Source organism: Enhydrobacter aerosaccus (genome assembly GCF_900167455.1).
GTDB classification, from domain to species: domain Bacteria; phylum Pseudomonadota; class Alphaproteobacteria; order Reyranellales; family Reyranellaceae; genus Reyranella; species Reyranella aerosaccus.
In genome coordinates this window covers 93,313-112,373 of sequence record NZ_FUWJ01000011.1, presented here as the reverse complement: position 1 = coordinate 112,373, position 19,061 = coordinate 93,313, and the positions used below count along the sequence as shown (strand labels likewise).

Annotated in this window: 20 protein-coding genes and 1 tRNA gene; 8 read left to right on the top strand and 13 right to left on the bottom strand. The window is 65.8% G+C overall.

The genetic code is table 11. The features are described from left to right. Positions 1 to 4: 4 nt before the first annotated feature. From soxZ to B5D62_RS26880, 5 genes are all read right to left on the bottom strand, one after another. Entirely contained in the window at positions 5 to 334 is a 330-nt protein-coding gene (soxZ, locus tag B5D62_RS26900; protein WP_085937145.1) for a thiosulfate oxidation carrier complex protein SoxZ, read from the bottom strand. Positions 335 to 347: 13 nt separating this feature from the next. After that, positions 348 to 782 (bottom strand): thiosulfate oxidation carrier protein SoxY, encoded by a 435-nt coding sequence (gene soxY, locus B5D62_RS26895; protein ID WP_419188821.1) that lies wholly within the window; start codon positions 780 to 782, stop codon positions 348 to 350. Positions 783 to 818: 36 nt separating this feature from the next. Further along, on the bottom strand, positions 819 to 2,069 hold the full coding sequence (gene soxA / locus B5D62_RS26890; RefSeq protein WP_218191332.1) for a sulfur oxidation c-type cytochrome SoxA: 1,251 nt from the start codon (positions 2,067 to 2,069) through the stop codon (positions 819 to 821). Between the two features lie 163 nt (positions 2,070 to 2,232). Next, complete coding sequence (locus B5D62_RS26885; RefSeq protein ID WP_085937143.1) at positions 2,233 to 2,658, bottom strand: Zn-ribbon domain-containing OB-fold protein; 426 nt, start codon at positions 2,656 to 2,658, stop codon at positions 2,233 to 2,235. Beyond that, positions 2,655 to 3,815 (bottom strand): thiolase family protein, encoded by a 1,161-nt coding sequence (locus B5D62_RS26880; RefSeq protein ID WP_085937142.1) that lies wholly within the window; start codon positions 3,813 to 3,815, stop codon positions 2,655 to 2,657. Before B5D62_RS26880 ends, B5D62_RS26885 begins: the two co-directional genes overlap by 4 nt. Before the next feature lie 79 nt (positions 3,816 to 3,894). Between B5D62_RS26880 and B5D62_RS26875 the strand changes: the two genes are divergently transcribed. From B5D62_RS26875 to B5D62_RS26865, 3 genes are all read left to right on the top strand, one after another. After that, positions 3,895 to 5,418 (top strand): amidase, encoded by a 1,524-nt coding sequence (locus tag B5D62_RS26875; RefSeq protein WP_085937141.1) that lies wholly within the window; start codon positions 3,895 to 3,897, stop codon positions 5,416 to 5,418. A 20-nt stretch (positions 5,419 to 5,438) separates the two neighbouring features. After that, complete coding sequence (locus tag B5D62_RS26870; RefSeq protein ID WP_085937140.1) at positions 5,439 to 6,788, top strand: tetratricopeptide repeat protein; 1,350 nt, start codon at positions 5,439 to 5,441, stop codon at positions 6,786 to 6,788. Between the two features lie 126 nt (positions 6,789 to 6,914). Beyond that, complete coding sequence (locus B5D62_RS26865) at positions 6,915 to 7,256, top strand: hypothetical protein (protein WP_085937139.1); 342 nt, start codon at positions 6,915 to 6,917, stop codon at positions 7,254 to 7,256. Positions 7,257 to 7,267: 11 nt separating this feature from the next. Here the strand turns inward: B5D62_RS26865 and B5D62_RS26860 are convergent, their stop codons facing one another. After that, complete coding sequence (locus B5D62_RS26860; protein WP_085937138.1) at positions 7,268 to 8,413, bottom strand: CaiB/BaiF CoA transferase family protein; 1,146 nt, start codon at positions 8,411 to 8,413, stop codon at positions 7,268 to 7,270. Positions 8,414 to 8,416: 3 nt separating this feature from the next. Beyond that, positions 8,417 to 8,806, bottom strand: a complete 390-nt coding sequence (locus B5D62_RS26855; protein ID WP_085937137.1) for a hypothetical protein — start codon at positions 8,804 to 8,806, stop codon at positions 8,417 to 8,419. A gap of 20 nt (positions 8,807 to 8,826) precedes the next feature. Between B5D62_RS26855 and prmB the strand changes: the two genes are divergently transcribed. After that, positions 8,827 to 9,723, top strand: coding sequence for a 50S ribosomal protein L3 N(5)-glutamine methyltransferase (prmB, locus tag B5D62_RS26850; RefSeq protein ID WP_085937136.1), 897 nt, complete (start codon positions 8,827 to 8,829; stop codon positions 9,721 to 9,723). On the opposite strand, the gene B5D62_RS26845 is transcribed toward prmB, so the two are convergent. Continuing rightward, complete coding sequence (locus B5D62_RS26845; RefSeq protein ID WP_085937135.1) at positions 9,720 to 10,790, bottom strand: ATP-dependent 6-phosphofructokinase; 1,071 nt, start codon at positions 10,788 to 10,790, stop codon at positions 9,720 to 9,722. The two genes, prmB and B5D62_RS26845, sit on opposite strands and share 4 nt — an antisense overlap. Before the next feature lie 119 nt (positions 10,791 to 10,909). Between B5D62_RS26845 and B5D62_RS26840 the strand changes: the two genes are divergently transcribed. From B5D62_RS26840 to B5D62_RS26825, 4 genes are all read left to right on the top strand, one after another. Next, on the top strand, positions 10,910 to 11,419 hold the full coding sequence (locus B5D62_RS26840) for a DinB family protein (protein WP_085937134.1): 510 nt from the start codon (positions 10,910 to 10,912) through the stop codon (positions 11,417 to 11,419). 145 nt (positions 11,420 to 11,564) lie between these two features. After that, entirely contained in the window at positions 11,565 to 12,704 is a 1,140-nt protein-coding gene (locus tag B5D62_RS26835) for a DUF3300 domain-containing protein (RefSeq protein WP_218191330.1), read from the top strand. Further along, a complete protein-coding gene (locus tag B5D62_RS26830) occupies positions 12,701 to 13,663 on the top strand; it encodes a DUF2950 domain-containing protein (RefSeq protein WP_218191328.1) in 963 nt (320 codons plus the stop codon). The genes B5D62_RS26835 and B5D62_RS26830 overlap by 4 nt, the downstream gene beginning before the upstream one ends. 18 nt (positions 13,664 to 13,681) lie before the next feature. After that, on the top strand, positions 13,682 to 14,164 hold the full coding sequence (locus tag B5D62_RS26825) for a hypothetical protein (RefSeq protein WP_085937132.1): 483 nt from the start codon (positions 13,682 to 13,684) through the stop codon (positions 14,162 to 14,164). Between the two features lie 105 nt (positions 14,165 to 14,269). On the opposite strand, the gene B5D62_RS26820 is transcribed toward B5D62_RS26825, so the two are convergent. The 5 genes from B5D62_RS26820 to mreC form a co-directional block, all read right to left on the bottom strand. Then, a tRNA-Lys gene (locus tag B5D62_RS26820) sits at positions 14,270 to 14,345 on the bottom strand. 107 nt (positions 14,346 to 14,452) lie between these two features. Then, a complete protein-coding gene (gene rodA / locus B5D62_RS26815) occupies positions 14,453 to 15,595 on the bottom strand; it encodes a rod shape-determining protein RodA (RefSeq protein ID WP_085937131.1) in 1,143 nt (380 codons plus the stop codon). Beyond that, positions 15,592 to 17,523 (bottom strand): penicillin-binding protein 2, encoded by a 1,932-nt coding sequence (mrdA, locus tag B5D62_RS26810; RefSeq protein WP_085937130.1) that lies wholly within the window; start codon positions 17,521 to 17,523, stop codon positions 15,592 to 15,594. The genes rodA and mrdA overlap by 4 nt, the downstream gene beginning before the upstream one ends. After that, entirely contained in the window at positions 17,520 to 18,092 is a 573-nt protein-coding gene (locus B5D62_RS26805) for a hypothetical protein (RefSeq protein WP_085937129.1), read from the bottom strand. The genes mrdA and B5D62_RS26805 overlap by 4 nt, the downstream gene beginning before the upstream one ends. Next, positions 18,092 to 19,042: a rod shape-determining protein MreC gene (gene mreC / locus B5D62_RS26800; RefSeq protein WP_085937128.1), complete on the bottom strand. Its 951-nt coding sequence runs from the start codon at positions 19,040 to 19,042 to the stop codon at positions 18,092 to 18,094. The genes B5D62_RS26805 and mreC overlap by 1 nt, the downstream gene beginning before the upstream one ends. Positions 19,043 to 19,061 lie beyond the last annotated feature (19 nt).

Genomic DNA, 19,061 nt, shown 5'->3' with positions numbered 1-19,061 from the left:
GACGTCACGCGACCTCGATCTTGCTCTCGGCGGTCCAGGACTGGTTCTCGTCGTCGGTCCAGGTGAATTTCAGCGTGCCGCTCTCCTCCACGCGCACGAAGAACGACAGGAACGGATTGGCCGCAATGGCCGGCTCCAGCTTCACGTTCAGGACCGGCTTGTCGTTGTAGGTGACCTTCAACGAGTTGACGATCAGGCGCGGCACGATCTTGCCGTCGGGGCCCTTGCGCTGGCCGTTCTCCATCGGGTGGGTGATCAGCGTCTTGACCTCGACCACCTCGCCTTTCTTGGCGGTGGCCGGCACCCGCAGGCGCGGCTTGATGTCGTCGGACATGGAACTCTCCTGCTCAGCCGCCGCAGCCGCCGATGGTGACCTTCACCTCTCGGCTCGCCATGTAGAGCGAGCCATCGTTCATCTCCGCCACGGCGACCAGCTTCTGCGTCTGCGCCAGTCGGGTGCGGAACTGAACCTCGGCCTTGCCGCTCGCAGGCGTGAACTCGAAGGTGATGACGCCAGGATTGGGATTGCCGTCGGCGGCGACGTAAAGCGCCTTCACGTAGGACTGCTCGGTCATGGCGCTCTCGACGGACACCGTGACGGGAACGGCATTGCCGTTCTCGGCGATCTCCGGCGCTTTCAGGGTGATCTTGCCTTCCTTGGACGTGCCCTTGGCCTGGGATGCCAGCCAATCGCGCGTGGCATCCGGCGTCGCCCAGGCGTTGCGCGCGACGATCGCGCCGGCAATCGCCAGAAGCGCCGACCGGCGGGTCAGGGAAGCAATCTCCGTCATCGATTTCTCTCTTTCCCTGCCCTGCCTTCAGTGCCGGATGTTGGGAGCGGCCATTTTCAGCCCCTCGTTCATCTTGCGCAAATAGAGTTCGAGCTCGCCATATTCAACGGCATCGGGCGGAAGCTCGTCGGCACGCACTTGCACGTTGCACCATTGGAAGCGCTTGCGGATATCCCAGATCTCGTTGCGGCTGGTGCGCCAGACCGGGAAATGATCGAATTGGCCCCGCGGCTCGCCCAGCCACTGGCCGCGCAGCCACTTGTTGGCGCCCTGGCCGTGGCAATCGGCGCAGGAAAAGTCGAACTGGCCGATCTTGAGCTGGGAAAGCTTCACGCCGCGATCGTAGGCCGCCTGCGCTGCCGGCAACGACAGATCGACCTTGATCGGTTCGCCGTTGGCCAGACTGTGCAGGTAGATCGACAGGTCGGTATTCGCGGCGGACTGCATCAGATAGTCGGCATTCATCGTAGCCTTGGCATGGCGGGCGATGAACTCCTCGGCGCCGAGCACCTTGTTGAGGCGTGGCTCCCACTTCGGCATCTCGGCCGCCCAGCGCTTGAAGCTGGTGGCGGGCGCGGCATGACAGTCGCTGCATGCCTTGCCGTTCGGCCCCGGCTTCTTGAACAGCGCGCTGCCGCTGTCGATGTGATCGGCAGCGGGATTGACGAAAGGATCGAGGAAATCGCGATCCTCGACCGGGCGGGGCCGCGTCGCGGGATTATCCAGGGGATCGGCAAACGTGGCGGGCGTCTTGAGCGTCTTGAGGAAGGCGACAATGTCGCGGATCTCGGCCTCGTTGTAGAAGCCGTGCTTGCCCCACGGCGGCATAACCGATTGCGGATTGTAGACTCGCGGATCGAATACGTAATTGAACAGCCATTGGTCGCTGCGGCCCGCCTTGCCGATCTCCGACAAATCGGGCCCGACATTGCCCGGCACTTCCTGCGTACTGGATCCCATGACATGGCAGGCAAGACATCCGCCGCCACGACTGCGATCGAAGGCGAGCTTGCGGCCGGTCACAGCGTCGCCAGTGACTTCCTTGACTTCGATCTCGCCGCCGGCCGGCGGGGTCACGTTGGGCCTCGCAAGACTGTTGTAGCTGTCCCAATGCGCCTGGTTCCAGTCGCGATAGCGCTGCCACGGCTGCGGTGCTGCGGAGCCCTCGAGCTGCAGCGGTGCCAGTGCCCGGGGAGCGGGCGTCTCAGGAGCGGGCGTCTGGGCAAATGCCTGCGCAGCCATGGCGCTCAGCGCAAAGCCCAGAAGTATCGCTTTCATCCGACGCTGCATCCCTTTCCGCCCGAGGGGCAGCGCGACATGGCCGAGCCTCCGCCGGGTTTCAAGCGAATTTCCATCGGCAGCAGGAAGCCATTGCCGAACTCGTAGAGCAGAGCAAATTATTCCACCAAATGCGCCTCCGGCGCCCGTAACGATCTCGCGATCAGGCCGGCACGAAATAGGGGAGCGTCACTTCCTTGCTTACGGGGTCGAAGGCCAACCGCAGGCGTGTGCCGATCCGGAGATCCTCGGCGGCAATGCCACGCAGCGGCGCATTCACCCGCACACCGGCCGCCATGTCGACAAGAACCACGGTGTAGGGCGTCATCTGCTTGAAGAAGAAATTGAACGGATGGTGGCAGACGGTCCAGCTATGGACCGTGCCCTCCGGCGACGTCTCCCGCCAGTCGCTCTCCATCGAGAAACAATGCGGGCAAACCGGCCGTGGATAGTGCCGGACCTTTCCGCAGGCGGAGCAATGCTGCAGCATGAAGCGGCCCTCGCGCAGCCCGTCCCAGTATGGCTGGCTTTCGCGCGTCGGCGTGGGCAGCGGCCTTTCCGGGGCCGGTGGAACCGCGGTCGTGCTCATGCCGCCCTCCTCAGGATCGCCAGCGATCCATCGCCCATGTCGCCGTAACCGGTGACCAGCCCCACCTCCGCATCGGCGACCTGCGCCTTGCCCGCCTCGCGGCGCAGTTGGCGCGTCAGTTCGATCACATGGTTGAGGCCGACGACATGGCCCTGGCTCAGCAGCCCGCCATGCGTGTTGATCGGCAGCTCGCCGCCGAGCGCGATGCGTCCGTCCATCACGAACGGTCCGCCCTCTCCGCGCTTGCAGAAGCCCAGCAGCTCGAGCTGGTTGATGACCGTAAAGGTGAAGCAGTCGTAGATCTCGGCGACATCGATGTCGCCCGGTCCGACGCCCGCCATCGCATAGGCGCGCGGCGCTGCCTTGGCCAGGCCGAACTCCATCAGGTCGGGGCGCTGAGCGATCGAGGCCGGCGATTCGGGATGCCCCTCGGCGACGCCCATGATGGTCACGGCGGGCTTCTTCAGATCGCGGGCACGCTCGGTCGCGCTCACCACAACTGCCGCACCGCCATCGCTTTCCAGACTGCAATCGAACAGGCGAAACGGGTCGGAGATCATGCGGGAGGCCTGATGCTCCTCGACCGTGAGCGGCTTGTTCATGACCACGTTGCCATTGAGGATCGCGTGCTGGCGCGTGACGACCGCGACTTCCGCGAAATGCCGAGAGCGCGTGCCGTAGAGTTCCATATGACGGCGTGCCCCGGGAGCATAGAGCTGGGCCGGCGCGAAGATGCCGATCGGCGCCTCGAATTCCGCGGCCAAGGCGAATTGCGGGAACTGCTGCAGGCGGGTGCTCACACGTGCCCCCGAATAACCGGTACGGCCTACCGAAATCAGGACGTGCTTGCAGACGCCGGTCGCCACTGCCATCGCCGCGGTCTGCAGCGCTGCCACGCAGGTGGCACCGCCCATCGGCACAAAGGCGGACAACGCCAGATCGGGAATGCCGAAATTGGCAACGAAGTCCTCGGCGATACCGCCGCCGGGGAAATAGGGAATGACGCCGTCGATATCGCGCGGGCTCAATCCGGCGTCGGCAACCGCTGCCAGGCTGGCCTCGAGCTGCAGCGCCAGCGCGCTCTTGGTCGTGCCGCGGGTATAGGCCGTCTCGCCGATGCCGCTGATCGCGGCCTTTTCGCGTAAGCCGTGCGCCATGCTTGTTTCCTCCGCGGCTATCGTGCCCTTCCCTCGATGAAACCGGAAGGGCTAAGGTTGCGCCAACCAAGGGGGATCAATGGCTAACGAAGAGTTGCTCGCTTTGTCCGCGGTGGAAATGCGCCGCCGTATCGGCACCAAGGAGATTTCGCCGGTCGAACTACTGGAAGCGAGCCTGCAGCGCATCAAGAGACTCAATCCTGCCGTCAACGCCGTCACCGCCATGTGCGTTGACCGGGCCCGCAAGGAAGCCAAGGCGGCCGAGACGGCGGTCCGCCGTGGCGAGGAGCTGCCGTTGCTGCACGGTCTGCCGACCGGCATCAAGGATCTCGAGGAGACCAAGGACCTCCTCACGACCTACGGCTCGCCGCTCTATCGCGATTTCGTGCCGAGCTGGGACAATGTGATGGTCGGACGCGTGCGCGCCGCCGGCGCCGTCGTCGTCGGCAAGACCAACGTGCCGGAGTTCGGCGCTGGCTCCAACAGCCGTAACCCCGTCTGGGGCGCAACCGGCAATCCCTTCAATCCGATGCTGAATGCCGGCGGCTCGTCGGGTGGCTCGGCGGCGGCGCTCGCCACCGACATGTTGCCGGTCTGCACCGGCTCCGATACTGGCGGCTCGCTGCGCAATCCGGCCGCCTATTGCGGCATCGTCGGCTTCCGCCCCTCGCCGGGCATGGTCGCCGTGGAGCGCCGCGCCATGGGCTGGACGCCGATCTCCGTGCTCGGACCGATGGGCCGCACGGTGGCCGATACCTGCCTGCTCTTCGCGACGCAGATCGGCCAGCACGACAGCGATCCGCTGTCCTTCCCTGTCGATGGCGCCGCCTTCGCTGAACCCTGGCCAGTCGATCTCGGCAGCCTGCGCGTGGCCTGGACCGAGGACTACGGCGCCGCACCGGTCGAGAAGGGCGTCCGCGCGACAATGCGCGAGAAGGTCAAGGCGATGAAGCACCTGTTCCGCAGCGTCGACAAGGTCGACCTCGATCTCGGTGATGTGCATCGCTGCTTCGACGTCATCCGCGCCGTTAGCTTCGTGGCGCGCTATCGCGAAGCCTACGAGAAGGACAAGAGCCAGCTCGGCCCCAACATCCGCGCCAACTACGAGATCGGCGCCAACATGTCGCTGGCCGACTTCGCCTGGGCGCATGGCGAACAAACCAACATCTTCCGCAAGTTCCAGCAGCTCTATCGCGACTACGATCTGGTGATCGGCCCGACGGTGGGCTTCTCGCCCTTCCCGTGGAAGCAGCTCTACATCGACGAGATGGATGGCAAGAAGTTGCGCAACTACTACCACTGGATGGCGACGGTCTACATCATCACGCTGGCGAGCAATCCGGCGGTGTCCCTGCCGTGCGGTCTCGACCATAACAAGATGCCGTTCGGCCTGCAGGTCATCGGCCGCTTCCGCGGCGATGGCGAAGTGCTGGGCGCGGCGCACGCAATGGAGCAGGCTTTCAAGGGCATTCCAGAGCTGGCGCGCCCGGTGCCGAATCTCAAGAAGCTCGCCAAGCCGGTGCCGGCGCTGAAGTCGATCGTGAGGCATCCGCCGAAGCTCAATGCCAAGGCGAAGCCGGGCCTCGCGCCCAGCGCGCTCTAAAAAAGAAACGAGGAAACGCCATGCGCAAGGATCTGCACGGGCTCGCCATCTCGACCGACTCGACGGAGGCGGCCGACGCTTTCGATCGGGCGACGATGGCCTATCTCAAGTACCGCACCGATGCCGGACGGCATCTCGGTGCGGCCCTGAAGGCCGATCCGGACTTTGCACTGGCGCATGTGACGCGCGGCTATTTCAACATGCTGGCCTACAACAAGGCCAATGTCGCCGGCGCCGCCGAATCTCTGGCGGAGGCGCGCAAGCGCGCCTCTCGCACCACCGCTCGCGAGGCTGCCCATATCGAGGCGCTCGACAAATGGATCCAGGGTGACCTCGATCGCATGCTCGCGATCTGGGAGCACATTGCTGGCGAACATCCGCACGACGTGCTGGCGTTCCGCCTCCATCACTTCAACGCCTTCTGGCTCGGCCGGCCCGAGACCATGCAGGCCGAGGTCGAGAAGGTCTATCCGCACTGGTCGGACGAGTATCCCGGCTGGGGCATGCTGCTGTCGTGCCGCTGCTTCGCGCACGAGGAAGCCGGCAACTACACGCTCGCCGAGAGCGCAGGACGGCAGGCGATCGATGTCGATCCGGGCGATCTGTGGGGCGCCCATGCCATCGCTCACGTGCTGGAGATGCAAGGCCGCCGCGGCGAGGGCATCGCCTGGCTGCGCAAGCTCGAGCCCAACTGGGAAGGCGGCAACAACCTCAAGCACCATCTCTATTGGCACCGCGGCATGTATCACCTGGAGCGGCGCGAGTTCGACGAGGTGCTGTCGCTCTACGACAAGGGCTTCCGAGACCTGAATTCGCCGCTCGTCCAGGCGATGCCGGACATGTACATCGACGTCCAGAACGCAGCCTCGATGCTGTTCCGCCTCGAACGTCACGGCGTCAATGTCGGCGACCGCTGGATCGAACTCGCCGACAAGGCCGAGGCCCGCATCGGCGACTGCCTGTCGGCTTTTACGCTGCCGCACTGGATGATGGCATTGGCCGCCACCGGCCGCACCGCCGCTGCCAACCGCATGATCGAGGCGATGCGCAGCTTCGGCCAGGGCAACGGCTTCGGCCCGCGGCTGGTCGGGCACGTCGCCCTCCCCGTCTGCGAGGCGGTGCTGGCGCACAAGCAGAGTCGCCATGAAGAGGCGCTGAAGCATCTGCGGCCTGTCGTCAGCGAGATGTACCTGCTGGGCGGCAGCCATGCGCAGCAGGACGTGCTGGAGCAACTCTTCCTCGATTCGGCGCTCAAGGCCGACAGCGCGGAAGACGTGCGGCTGATGCTGGAACGCGTCGCGGGCCGACATCCGGTGTCTCCGGACCGCCGTGTCGGCTATGCCATGGCCGCGGCGCGCTACGGTTACTAAAGCGCCCGATTCGAAAGGCGGGGCTCGCCTCCATAAGAGCCTAATTGCGCCACCCCATCGACGCGATCCGACTCGTACCCCAATACGAGGAGGACCGTGTTCGCCTTGGTCCTCCCAGGAGGAACGATGCACAAGGGTCGATGGCTGGTGGCGACACTGCTTCTCGGGACCGTCACGGGCTGCATCCAGGACGGCGCATACCCTGCCTATTCGGGCTATTCGGGCTATTCGGGTTATCCAGCCTATGGCTACGGCTATGGCTCGGGCTACTATTCGCAGCCCGCCTATTATTCGCCGCCGCGGGTCAACAACTACTACACGACCTACAGTCCGCCACCGCGCGTCGTCTCACCGCCGCCGGAACGCCACTGGGATCGTGACGATCATCACCGCGACGCCGACGGCCGCAGTCCACACCCTCACGATCATGACGGCTACCACGATCATGACGGCGATCGCCGCAGCTGAGGCGGAGCCGGCTAGCGGGCCTTCTTCTTCGGCTTCTTCAGCTCGGCATCGTGCTGGCCGAGAATCGGCGCGGCCCGACGGACGCCCGTCTCGTTCGCGGACATCTTGATCGGCACGCCGAGGGTCTTCTGCCGGCCGGCCTTGGCGTGCTGGACTTCGGCAACCATCCCGCGGGCCAGGATCTGCGGATCTGCGAATACCTCGTCATGATGAAGCACCGGCCCCGCCGGAATGCCGGCGGCTTCCAGTGTCGTCATCCAGTCGGCGGTCGAGCGCTTGACGATCTCGGCCTGCAGGATCGCGACGATCTCGTCGTTGTGCTTCACACGTAGCGCGTTGGTCTTGAAGCGCGGATCGTCGGCAAGGTCCGGCTTGCCGATCATTTCGCACAGCTTGCAGAAGAAGTTCTGCTGCGCCGCGCCGATGGTCAGCCAGCCATCGGCCGTCTGGAACACCTGGTATGGCGACGAGCCGCGATGACCCTGGCCGAGCTTTTCCGGCCGCACACCAGTGGCAAAGTAGTTCGCCGCTTCGTAGACGCCGAGCGATACCGTCGCCTCCAATAAGGAGGTTTCGACCCATTGCCCCTGCCCGGTCTTCTGCCGCGCCTGCAGGGCCGCCAGCACGCCGATGGTGAGATAGAGTCCCGCCCCGACATCCGAGATCGCCAGGGGAATGCGATAGGGCGGCCCATCCTTGGGGCCGGTGACGGACATCAGCCCGGACATGGCCTGGATCACCAGGTCGAAGCCGCCGCGCTTGGCATAGGGCCCTGTCTGGCCGAACCCCGAGATCGACGCCAGGACCAGGCGCGGATTGCGGGCGTGGAGCGCTTTCCAGCCGATACCGAGCTTGTCGATCACGCCGGGCCGGAAGTTTTCCAGCATCACATCGGCGCCGTCGACCAGCTTCCAGAAGGTCTCGAGATCGGCTGCGTTCTTGAGATCGAGCCGCACGCCGCGCTTGTTGCGGTTCCACAGCATGAACGGAGCCGACTCGCCCTCGACGAAGGGCGGTGCCCCGCGCATCGAATCGCCCTGGGGGCTTTCGATCTTGATGACGTCGGCGCCGAGATCGCCGAGCTGCATGCCGCAGAACGGCCCGGAAAGATGAGTCGTCAAATCGAGAACGACGAGCCCGTCGAGCGCTCCGGCCATGCTTTACCCCAGCAGCTTGTGCAGATGTTCGAGCGTGACCAGCCACTTGCTCACGCCGAACTCATTGGAAACGATGCGGCCGTCCTGCACGATTAGGAAACGCGGCGTGCCGCTCTTGCGCGGAACCTGGTTCAATACCTCGGCGAGATCACCGGGCCAGTAGCGAGCCTGATAGGCATCGCGCAACCGGGGCGGATCGACTTCGACCCAGGTCACGCGCTTGAACTCCGGCGACGCCAGCCAGTCGGCCTTGTACTTGTTCTTCCACGTCGTGCAATAGGGGCAATCCCAGCCGCCGACATAGATCATCTCGATCCGGCCGGGCTCCGCCCGTACCGCGGCGCCGCCGATCGAAGTCGCAACACTCGCAAAAAGGAAGGCGCGGCGATTCATGTCCGCTAATCTAGGCCGGCATGACACGCGCTTCCAAATCTTCTCTCGTCACCCTGGGTGACTTCTTCCGTCTTGCGGTGCGCCGCTTCCGCGCCGCCCGCCTCGCCTACGGACATGGCACCACCAATGCCGTCGACGAAGCGGCCTTCCTGATGCTGGAGGCGCTGCGACTGCCCATCCACAATATCGACCCATGGCTCGAGCTGCGCCCGACGGCCGCGGAGAAAGCGCGGCTTCTGACCCTGATCGACGCCCGGATCAGCCTGCGCATGCCGGCCCCCTATCTGCTGGGCGCAGCCTATATGCACGGCATCCGCTTCCACATCGATCGCCGCGCGCTCATCCCCCGCTCCTTCATCGGCGACCTGTTGGTCACTGGTGCGCTGCCGGTCGGCGAGCCGCGACGCATCAAGCGGGTGCTCGATCTCTGCACCGGGTCGGGGTGCCTCGCCATCCTGGCGGCGCTCGCCTTCCCGCACGCACGGATCGACGCCGTGGATCTGTCGGCGGGGGCGTTGGCGCTGGCACGCCGCAACGTGGCAGCCCACCGTCTCGGCGACCGCATCACCCTCCATCGCGGCGATCTGTTCGCGCCACTGGCACGGCAACACTACGACCTGATCATCAGCAACCCACCCTATGTCGATGCCGAAGGCATGGGCGCGCTGCCGCCGGAATACCGGCACGAGCCCCGCCAGGCCCTAGCGGCGGGCGACGACGGCCTCGATCTGGTTCGCCGCATTCTGGCCGAGGCGCCAAAGCATCTGACGCGCAACGGTTCGCTGGTGTGCGAGATCGGGCGCGGACGCAAGCCGCTGGAACGCGCGTTCCCGGACCTTCCGTTTGTCTGGCTCGATACCGAGCAGAGCGAGGGCGAGGTGTTCTGGATCGCCCGAACCGACCTGGTGCGCCGCTAGGCGTCGCCCAGGCAGATTCCCAGCGCCCGCGCCGTCCGGATCATCGTCCCGTCGACATCGAGCGTGCGCGAGCGGCCGACGACCTTGTCGAGCGGAACGTCGATGACCGTCCGGTTCCACCAGCCGACCATGCGATCCGCCTTGCCCTCCGCCAGCAGATCGACCGCATGCACGCCGAGCGCCGACGCGAGCAGACGATCCTCCGCTGTCGGCATGGCGCCGCGCTGGACGTGGCCGAGCACGGTGGCGCGCGATTCGGCACCCGTCGCGACCGTGAGCCGATGGGCAAGCCGCTCGCCGATGCTTTGATCGGCTGATTTCTCCGGTACCCTTGTGCCTACCTCGGCGTGTCCGGCTGCTTCCGCGACGACGACGAGAGCGGAGGTGCGCGCGGTACGCCGCAGCTTGGCGATATGATCGACGACGCTCGACAGGCGCCATGGAACCTCGGGGATCAGCACGACATCGGCTCCGCCCGCGATCGCCGCGGCCATGGCGATATGACCGGCATCACGTCCCATCACTTCCAGCACCATGATGCGATCGTGACTGGCGCCCGTGGGATGAAGCCGATCCACCGCCTCCGTGGCGATCGCGACGGCCGTCGTATAGCCGACGGCGCGCTCCGTGCGATGCACGTCGTTGTCGATCGTCTTGGGCACGCCGATGAAGGGAAGGTCGATCGGCTCCAGCAGGCGGCGCAGGATCGCCAGGCTGCCGTCCCCGCCGACGCCGATCAGGCCATCGAGCTGCAGGCCGCGCAGGCCCTCCACCATCTCCGCCGAGCGGTCCGCCAGGCTGCCATCCTCCATCGGAAAGGCAAACGGATTGCCGCGATTGGTGCTGCCGAGAAAGGTCCCACCTTGCCGCGCCAACGCCGCATCCAATCGCCCCGGATCGAGCGGCTCGGCGGCCACTGGCCGCGATAGGAGCCCCAGCGTGCCGCGATGGATGCCGACGGTCTGCCAGCCATGGCCGTGATGCGCCCGCAGCGCCACGGCGCGAATCGTGGCATTGAGGCCCGCGCAATCGCCGCCGCTCGTCAGGATGCCGATTCGCTTGCTCATATGCCGTCTCCTCGGTCCACTCTAGCAGCACTTCCCAGCAACGAATGAACCTTCCGGAAAGTGCCTTGACCGGATCAATCAATCTTCGCAGTGGCCAGCGCCGGTAGCACAATGGGTTCATGAAAGCGCATTACGCGGAATTCGCCGCCTACAACGCCTGGGCCAACCGACGACTCTATGATGCCGCATCACAGCTTTCGGAGGCCGAGTATCGCGCCGACAAGGGCGCCTTCTTCAAGTCGATGCATGGCACTCTCAATCACCTGCTGGCAACCGACCGCATCTGGATGCAGCGATTCACCGGCGAAGGCGATGCCCCGCAGCGATTGGACGCCATCCTACACGACCGTTTGGAGGATCTGCGCGCGGCGCGGCAGGCGGAGGACGACAGGATCATCGCCTATGTCGACGGCCTCGATGAGGAACGGCTGGCCGGTGTCATCCGCTATCGTCGCGTCTCGACGCCGGAGGAATTCGTGCAGCCGCTGCAGCCGGCGCTCAATCACTGGTTCAACCACCAGACCCATCATCGCGGACAAGCGCATGCCATCCTGACGGCACTGGGCAAGTCGGCGCCCGAACTCGACCTGCTGTACTTCCAGAGGCTGCAGGCGAAGACCCAACTCTGATCTCGCCACCGACCGGGATGCAGTTAGTGTGATGCTGGACGGGATCGGTGCCGGCTCGCTAGAGTGCATGGGCCAGGTCGTCCCAGACTAGAGATCAGACATGCAGCGGCGAACGCTACTCCTTCTTCCGGCAGCAATGCTGTCCATGACCGCCGTACCCGCCGCCTGGTCCCAGACCACCACAGGGTCCCAGACCAACACAGGATATTCGGCGGAGCAGCTCGACCAGATGCTGGCGCCGATCGCGCTTTATCCGGATGCGTTGCTGTCGCAGGTCCTGATGGCCGCCACTTATCCGCTCGAGGTTGTCGAGGCGGCGCGCTGGTCACAGGCCAACCCCAACCTTACGGGCGATGCCGCGGTCAACGCCGTCAAGGACAAGAGCTGGGATGTGAGCGTCAAGTCGCTTGTCGCCTTTCCCAGCGTCCTGAAGCAGATGAACGATCAGCTCGACTGGACGCAGAAGATTGGCAACGCGATGCTCGAGCAACAGCAGGCCGTCGCCGATTCGATCCAGCGCCTGCGGGCCAAGGCCGCCGCGGCCGGCAATCTCAAGAGCACGCCGCAGCAGACGGTCACCACGCAGGGATCCGGCAGCAACGTGCAGTACGTGATCGCCCCGGCCAATCCGGAGGTCATCTATGTGCCTTCCTACAATCCCTCTTGGGCCTACGGCCCGTGGCCCTATCCCGCCTATCCGCCGTCGTACTTTCCGCCGGCTGTCGGCGCTCTGGCGAGCGGCTTCCTGTGGGGCGTGGGATTCGCGGCGGCCGGCGCCATGTTCGGCGGCTGGCATTGGGGTGGGTACGGCAATTCCTACGTGAATGTGAACGTCAACCGCGCCGTCAACATCGACAATCACTTCAACACGGCGAACATCAACCCGAACGGTCAGTGGCAGCACGATCCGGCACATCGGCTGGGTGTCGCCTACCCCAATGCCGCGACCCGCGCGAAATATGGACAAGCACCGCGCCTCAGCCCCGAGCAGCAACAGCAGTTCCGCGGACGGCTCGATGGCAATGCCGGCGCCAACCGGCCGCAGGTGGCCAATCGCGGACCGGCGGGCCAACCGGGCGGCGCGCGCCCGAATGCGGGCCAACAGCGGGAGCAGTGGCAGAATCGCAGCGGCGCCGACAGGCCCTCCGCCTTCAGCGGCGTCGATCGCGGACAGCAGGTCAATCGCGAAGCCCAGCGCGGCCAGTTCCAGCTCGATCGCGCGCAATCGCATCCGGAATTCCGCGGCGGCGGTGGTGGTGGCTTTGGAAGAGGAGAACGGCGATGAGGGCTCGGTTCCTCCGGGAAGCTGGTCTCGTCCTCGGCCTGGTGCTGGGCTCGGCGGGGACATTCGCAGCCGGAGCGATGGCGCAGACACCGGCGCCCGCCGTCACCAAGGCCACGGCGCCGCGCCAGCAGACCTTCCCCTCTCCGCAGCAGGCCGCCGACGCCCTGACCACGGCGATCCGCAAGAACGACGACAAGGCGGTGGCCGACATTCTCGGCAGCAGCTGGCGCGATTTCGTTCCCGGCACGCAGCAGCACGAGGATGCGCAGCGCGACAAGTTCCTCGCTTCCTGGGACGAGGCCCACAAGATTGAGATGCAGGGCGACAGCAAGGCGTCGGTCGTCGTCGGCAAGACCGGCTTCACGTTGCCGATCCCGATCGTCAAGGATGGCAATGGCTGGCGCTTTGACGCCACCGCCGGCCTCCGGGAGATCACGGCGCGCTATATTGGCCGCAACGAGTTGACGACCATCCAGACCCTGCTCGGTGTCGTCGATGCCGAGCGTGAGTATGCGTCGGACGACCCCATGCGCACCGGTGTCGGCACCTACGCGCGCCGGCTGCTGAGTTCTCCCGGCAAGAAGGACGGCCTCTATTGGGAGACCAAGCCGGGCGAACCCGAAAGCCCGCTGGGTCCGCTGGTGGCGAAAGCGCAGCCCGGCGACCAGGACGGCGCCAACGGCTATTTCGGCTATCACTATCGGCTGCTGTACAGCCAGGGGCCGGCGGCGCCCGGCGGTGCCCGCGACTACATCGTCAATGGACGGATGATCGGCGGCTTCGCGGTGATCGCCTGGCCGGTCCGCTATGGCGAAACCGGCGTATCCACCTTCATCGTCAGCGACGCCGGTGTGGTCTACGAGCGCGACCTGGGTCCTGAGACGGCCCAGCGTGCCGGTGCGATCACCGTCTTCAATCCCGACAAGGATTGGCAGAAGTCGGACATGACGCCGCCGTAGGCAGTCGTCTCCGTCCATATGGCTTCCACGACGAGCATCCTGCCAACCTCCTGGCGACCCCAGCTGGCGATGGTGTTGCCGGCCGAGCCGGCGCGCTACGATGGGCCGCGCCTCGCGACAGCGGCGGCCATGGCGTGGCTTTGCGTCATCACGGTGCGCAGCTGCATCCATCTGTTCGCCCCCGACGGCGGCGCCCACTCGATCGCCACCATCGACATATCCGTCGCCGGCGGCTCGGACATCGTGGGGATGTTCGGTCAATGGGGCGCGATCCAGCTTCTGCTCGCGCTCCTGCTGTGGGTGCTGCTGCTGCGCTGGCGCGGGCTGGTGCCGCTCACGCTGCTCGTGTTCGCGATGGAGCCCGTCCTGCGGGGGCTCGCCGGCCACCTCAAACCGGTGACGACAGTCGGCACCGCCCCGGGCGCTGCCGTTAACTGGTTCCTGCTACCGGCCCTGGCTCTGCTGTTCGTCCTCTCCCTCTGCCCAGCCCGCCGGACCTGATCGGGAAAGGCACCGCCGATCGTTCCAGATTGTCGCAGCGGTGCGATCTGGGCACTGCAGAAACGACAAAGCCCCGCAATGGCGGGGCTTTCGTTCTTCCGGCAATGGTGGGCGCACCAGGGCTCGAACCTGGGACCCGCTGATTAAGAGTCAGCTGCTCTACCAACTGAGCTATGCGCCCTCACGCGTGAACGGGGCATTGCCGTAAGAGGCGGGGGCTATACCAAGGCCATTCCCCCTTGTCGATAGCCTCGCGCAAGAGAATTTCGGGACAAATGTCGCCACATTTCACCGCGCGAGCGGCAGCTGGGCATCCCGATAGACGTTGACGCCGATCATCAGGCCGCAGGCGAACATCACCGAGACCATGGCGGTGCCGCCATTGCTGACCAACGGTAGGGGCACACCCACCACCGGCAACAGCCCCATGACCATCGCCGTATTGATGAACACGTACAGGAACATCATGGCCGTCACGCCCAGAGCGATCAGGCGGCCGAAATGATGCTGGCTGCGCAGAGCGATCGAAAAGCCCCACACCAGCACCAGAGTGAAGAGAGCGAGCAGGACGCAGGCGCCGACCATGCCCCATTCCTCGACGAAGGTCGTGAAGATGAAGTCGGTCTGCTTCTCGGGCAGGAAATTGAGCGCGGACTGCGTGCCCTTGAGGAACCCCTTGCCGAACAGGCCGCCCGAGCCGATGGCAATCTTCGACTGGGTGATATGGTAACCTGCCCCCAGCGGATCGCGGTCCGGATCGAGGAAGGTCAGCACGCGCTTGCGCTGATATTCGTGCATGAAGGTCCAGGCGATCGGCAGGCAGCCGACGGCCCCTATTGCCGCCGCCAGGAACATCCAGAGCCGCACACCGGCCACGAACAGGAGCGCCGCGCCGCCCAGCATGACCATGAGGGCCGTTCCCAGGTCGGGCTGCACCATCACCAGCGCCACCGGCGCCATGATCACCACCAGGGGAGCCAGCGTGTAGAGGAACTTGCCGGCCTGCTCGCGCGTCAGGCCATGATAATAGCGCGCCAGAACGAGGATCACGGCCACCTTGGCGATCTCCGACGGCTGGACCTGCAGCGGGCCGATCACCAGCCATCGCTGCGCCCCCATGCCGATCTTGCCGGCGACGTCGACGGCGATCAGGAGCAGCAGCGAGAAAACGTAAAGCGGCCAGGCCAGCGACAGCCATACCTTCGGGTGAACGAAGGCCACCATCAGCAGCAGGACCAGCGACGCGCCGTAGCGGATGGCATGCTTGGCGGCCCATGGTTCGAAACGGCCACCGGCCGCCGAGTAAAGGGCCAGCACGCCGACGCCGGCGATCGCCGTCAGCACCAGGATCAGGCCCCAGTTCACGCGCCAGATCTTCTCGCCCAGCCCGACGGCCGGCGGCGCTCCCAACGACAGCGAGGTCACGGTCATAGCGAGGCCGTCTTGCGGAAGGTACCGGTGCGGCGCGACGGGTCGCGCTTCATGGTTTCCACCAGCACGTCGCGCCCGATCGGGCCGGCCGTGGCGCCGCCGGCCATGCCGTGCTCGACGATCACGGCGCAGGCATAGCGCGGATTGTCGACCGGACCGAAACAGACGAACAAGGCATGGGAGCGCAGATGCCAGGGAAGCTGCGCTTCCGTCACGCCCATGGCGCGCTCGCGTTCACTGATGCGCTTCACCTGTGCCGTACCGGTCTTGCCGGCAAAGCGGAACTGCGGATCGAGCATCTTGCCGGTGGAGTCGTAGCGGAGCTGCTGCGCAGTACCGGACGGCGAATTCACCACCAGGTTCATGCCCTCACGCACGAGCGCGACATGTTGGGGGTTGAGCCGCATCGACGGGGCGGCCGGCTTCTGCGTCGGCACCGGCGGTGCGAGCTCCTCTCGCGGCGCCGCCTTGGCCAGCAGCAGATTGGGCTGCACGTCGTAGCCGCCATTGGCCACCCGCGCCGTCATGACGGCAAGCTGCAACGGCGTCGCGGTCATGTAACCCTGGCCGATGCCAAGATTGAAGGTATCGCCCTGCTGCCAGGGGATGTTGTACTTGTCCTGCTTCCAGCTGCGGGTCGGCTGGTTGCCAGCCGATTCGCCCGGCAATCCGAGCGAACTGATCTGGCCGAACCCCAGCCGATTGGCCATTTCGGCGATCTTGTCCACGCCGGTCCGCCGCGCCGCCTCGTAGAAGAAGCAGTCGCAGGAATTGTAGAGACCGCCCACGACGTTGAGCCCGCCGTGACCGCCCTTCAGCCAGCAGTGGAACTTGATGTCGCCAAGCTCGACATAGCCGTTGCAGGGCAGGATGGTGCCGGGCTCGATCGCCTTCGACTCCAGGGCCGCCAGCGCCGTGACCATCTTGTAGGTCGAGCCGGGTGGATAGACGCCGCTGATCGCCTTGTTGTTGAGCGGTCGCTCAGGATTGTCGAGCATCTCGCGCCACTCGGCCTGCGTGATGCCTCGGGCGAAGACATTGGGATCGAACCCCGGATCCGACACCATCGCGAGGATGTCGCCGGTGACGATGTCGATCACCACGACCGAGCCGCTCTTGTGCTCCGCATTGACCTGCGCCGCCCGCAGCCGCTCGGCAGCGAAACGTTGCAATTCCAGATCCACGGTCAGCAGGACATTGTCACCCGCCTGGCCGTCGGTGCGGTCGAGCTCGCGCACGACGCGCCCGACGGCATTGACTTCGACCTGAACGGCGCCGGCGCGTCCGCGCAGGTCGTCCTCCAGCGAGCGTTCGACGCCCTTCTTGCCGAAACGCATGGTGGCGAGCTGCAGCACCGGATCGTCCCGGCCGGCCAGATCCTCGTCGGAGACGCGGCCGGTATAGCCGACGATGTGGCTCATCAACTCGCCCTCGGGATAATCCCGAGTCTGGCCGATATCGATAAAGACGCCCGGCAGGTCCGGCGCATTGAATTCCAGACGCGCCACCTCTTCCCACCCCAGGTTTTCCCGGACGACCGAGGGCTGGAAATTGCGGCTGCGGCGCAGCTCCCGCAGCAGGCGTCCCTTCTCCGCCTCGCCGAGATTCAGGATCTGGTCGAGCCGGTCGATCACCATCTCGGCGCCGCGTCCCCGATCGGAGGTCACCATGGCGCGGAAGTTGTTGCGGTTGATGGCCAGCGGTTCGCCGGTACGGTCGAAGATCAGCCCGCGCGAGGGCGGCAGGAGCCGGACATTGACGCGGTTCTCCTCGGCCATGGTGGAGAACCGCTCGCTGTCCAGCACCTGGAGCTGGTAGAGCCGACCGGCCAGCGCCGACATCAGAGTCAGCTGTCCGCCGGCCAGCAGGAGCGAGCGCCGCGTGAACAGGCTGGCGCGCTCGCCATCGCCCTTGCGAAACCGGATCATGCCGATGTCTCCCCTGGCCGCGCCGTGCCTCGGGCGGGCTCCGGGACGTTCAGCGGATCGCGGGGCCGCACCCGAGCCAGGATGGGCGCCAGCAAGGGATAGATCACGATCACCACGGCATATTGCATCATCGCAGGCACCGGATCGATGGCGGTCCATGTCCAGAGCGCGGTGAAGCCCCAGACCAGGACCATGAAGAGCCATTCGAGCAGGCAAAAACCGATCCACTGGAACAGGAAGGGCACGCCGACCAGGTAGCGGCGATTGGCGACCACGGCGGCGCGGATCAACACGAAACCGAGAGCGCTGATGCCGACCGGCGCCCCGGGGCCGCCCAGCAGCAGATCGAGCAATACGCCCATCGCCAGCAGGAACGGGCCAGGCAGGCGCTCCGGCGTCGCCAGGCTGAACTGGAACACCACCAGGGCCGGCAGCAGCGGCAGCGTGTCAGAGAGATAAGGAACGCGCAGGGGCGCCAGGGTCAGGATGACGAAAAACAGCAGAATCAGGCCCGGCAGGACCAGCCGTCCCAGATCGTCGAGCCGAGCGATGAACCCGTCCGCGCGCATCAGCGGGCCTTTTGCGGTGTCGTTGCCGGGCTTGTTGTCGGGCCGGCTGTTGTCGGCCCGGTCGTTGCCGGGCCCGCCGAGCCGGTCGTCGCCGGCGCTGGACCAGTATTGACCAGGCCGGTGACGCCGTAATCGACCACGCGCACGAACTCCAATCGCGAGAAATCCGCGAACGGCCGCACACGGATAGTCCCTTCATTGCCGCCCTGGACCACTTCTCCCACCGGAATCCCGACCGGGAAGCTGCCGCCGCTGCCGGAGGTGACGATGCGGTCACCGGGCTGGATGCCGGCAACGCTCTGCAGCAGCGTCAGCCGCAGCAGGGGCGAATTGTTGCCGGCCAGGATCGCCCGCTCACGCGTGCGCTCCACCTGGACCGGCAGCCGCGAGTTCACGTCGGTGACGAACAGGACGCGGGCGCTGTTCTCCCCGACCTCGGCGATGCGGCCCGCAAGGCCCTCGCCGGTGAGAACGGCCTGGCCCGGCGTGACCCCGGCACGGCGTCCGACGTTCAACAAGGCGCCACGGACATAGGCGCTGACACTGTCGCCGACGACACGGGCGGTAATGAACGAGGCCTCCGGACCTTCGCGGAAGCTGGCCAGCTCGCGCAGGCGGTTGTTCTCGTTCTCGAGGCGTCTCGCCGCGGTCTGCCAGGCCAGCAGACGGCTGTTTTCTCCGCGCAGCCGCGCATTTTCCTCACGCAACGAGGCAAACTCGCGGAGATCGGCAATGGCACGATTGGCCACCGCGACGGGCTGCGCGATCGCCTCGAGCGCCGGGGTCGCAAGATCGAGCGCCAGCACGCGCGCATTCTCGACCAGCACGGTGTCGGCCTTCCCGATCAGCATGGCCACGAAGGCGGCGATCACCAGGAGGACGAGCGCAAAGCGCTGCAGGAATGTCCGCAGCTGCTGGGTCGCTACCTCGAAATCGTCGCGGATCGCCATGCCCGGGTCATTCTACTCC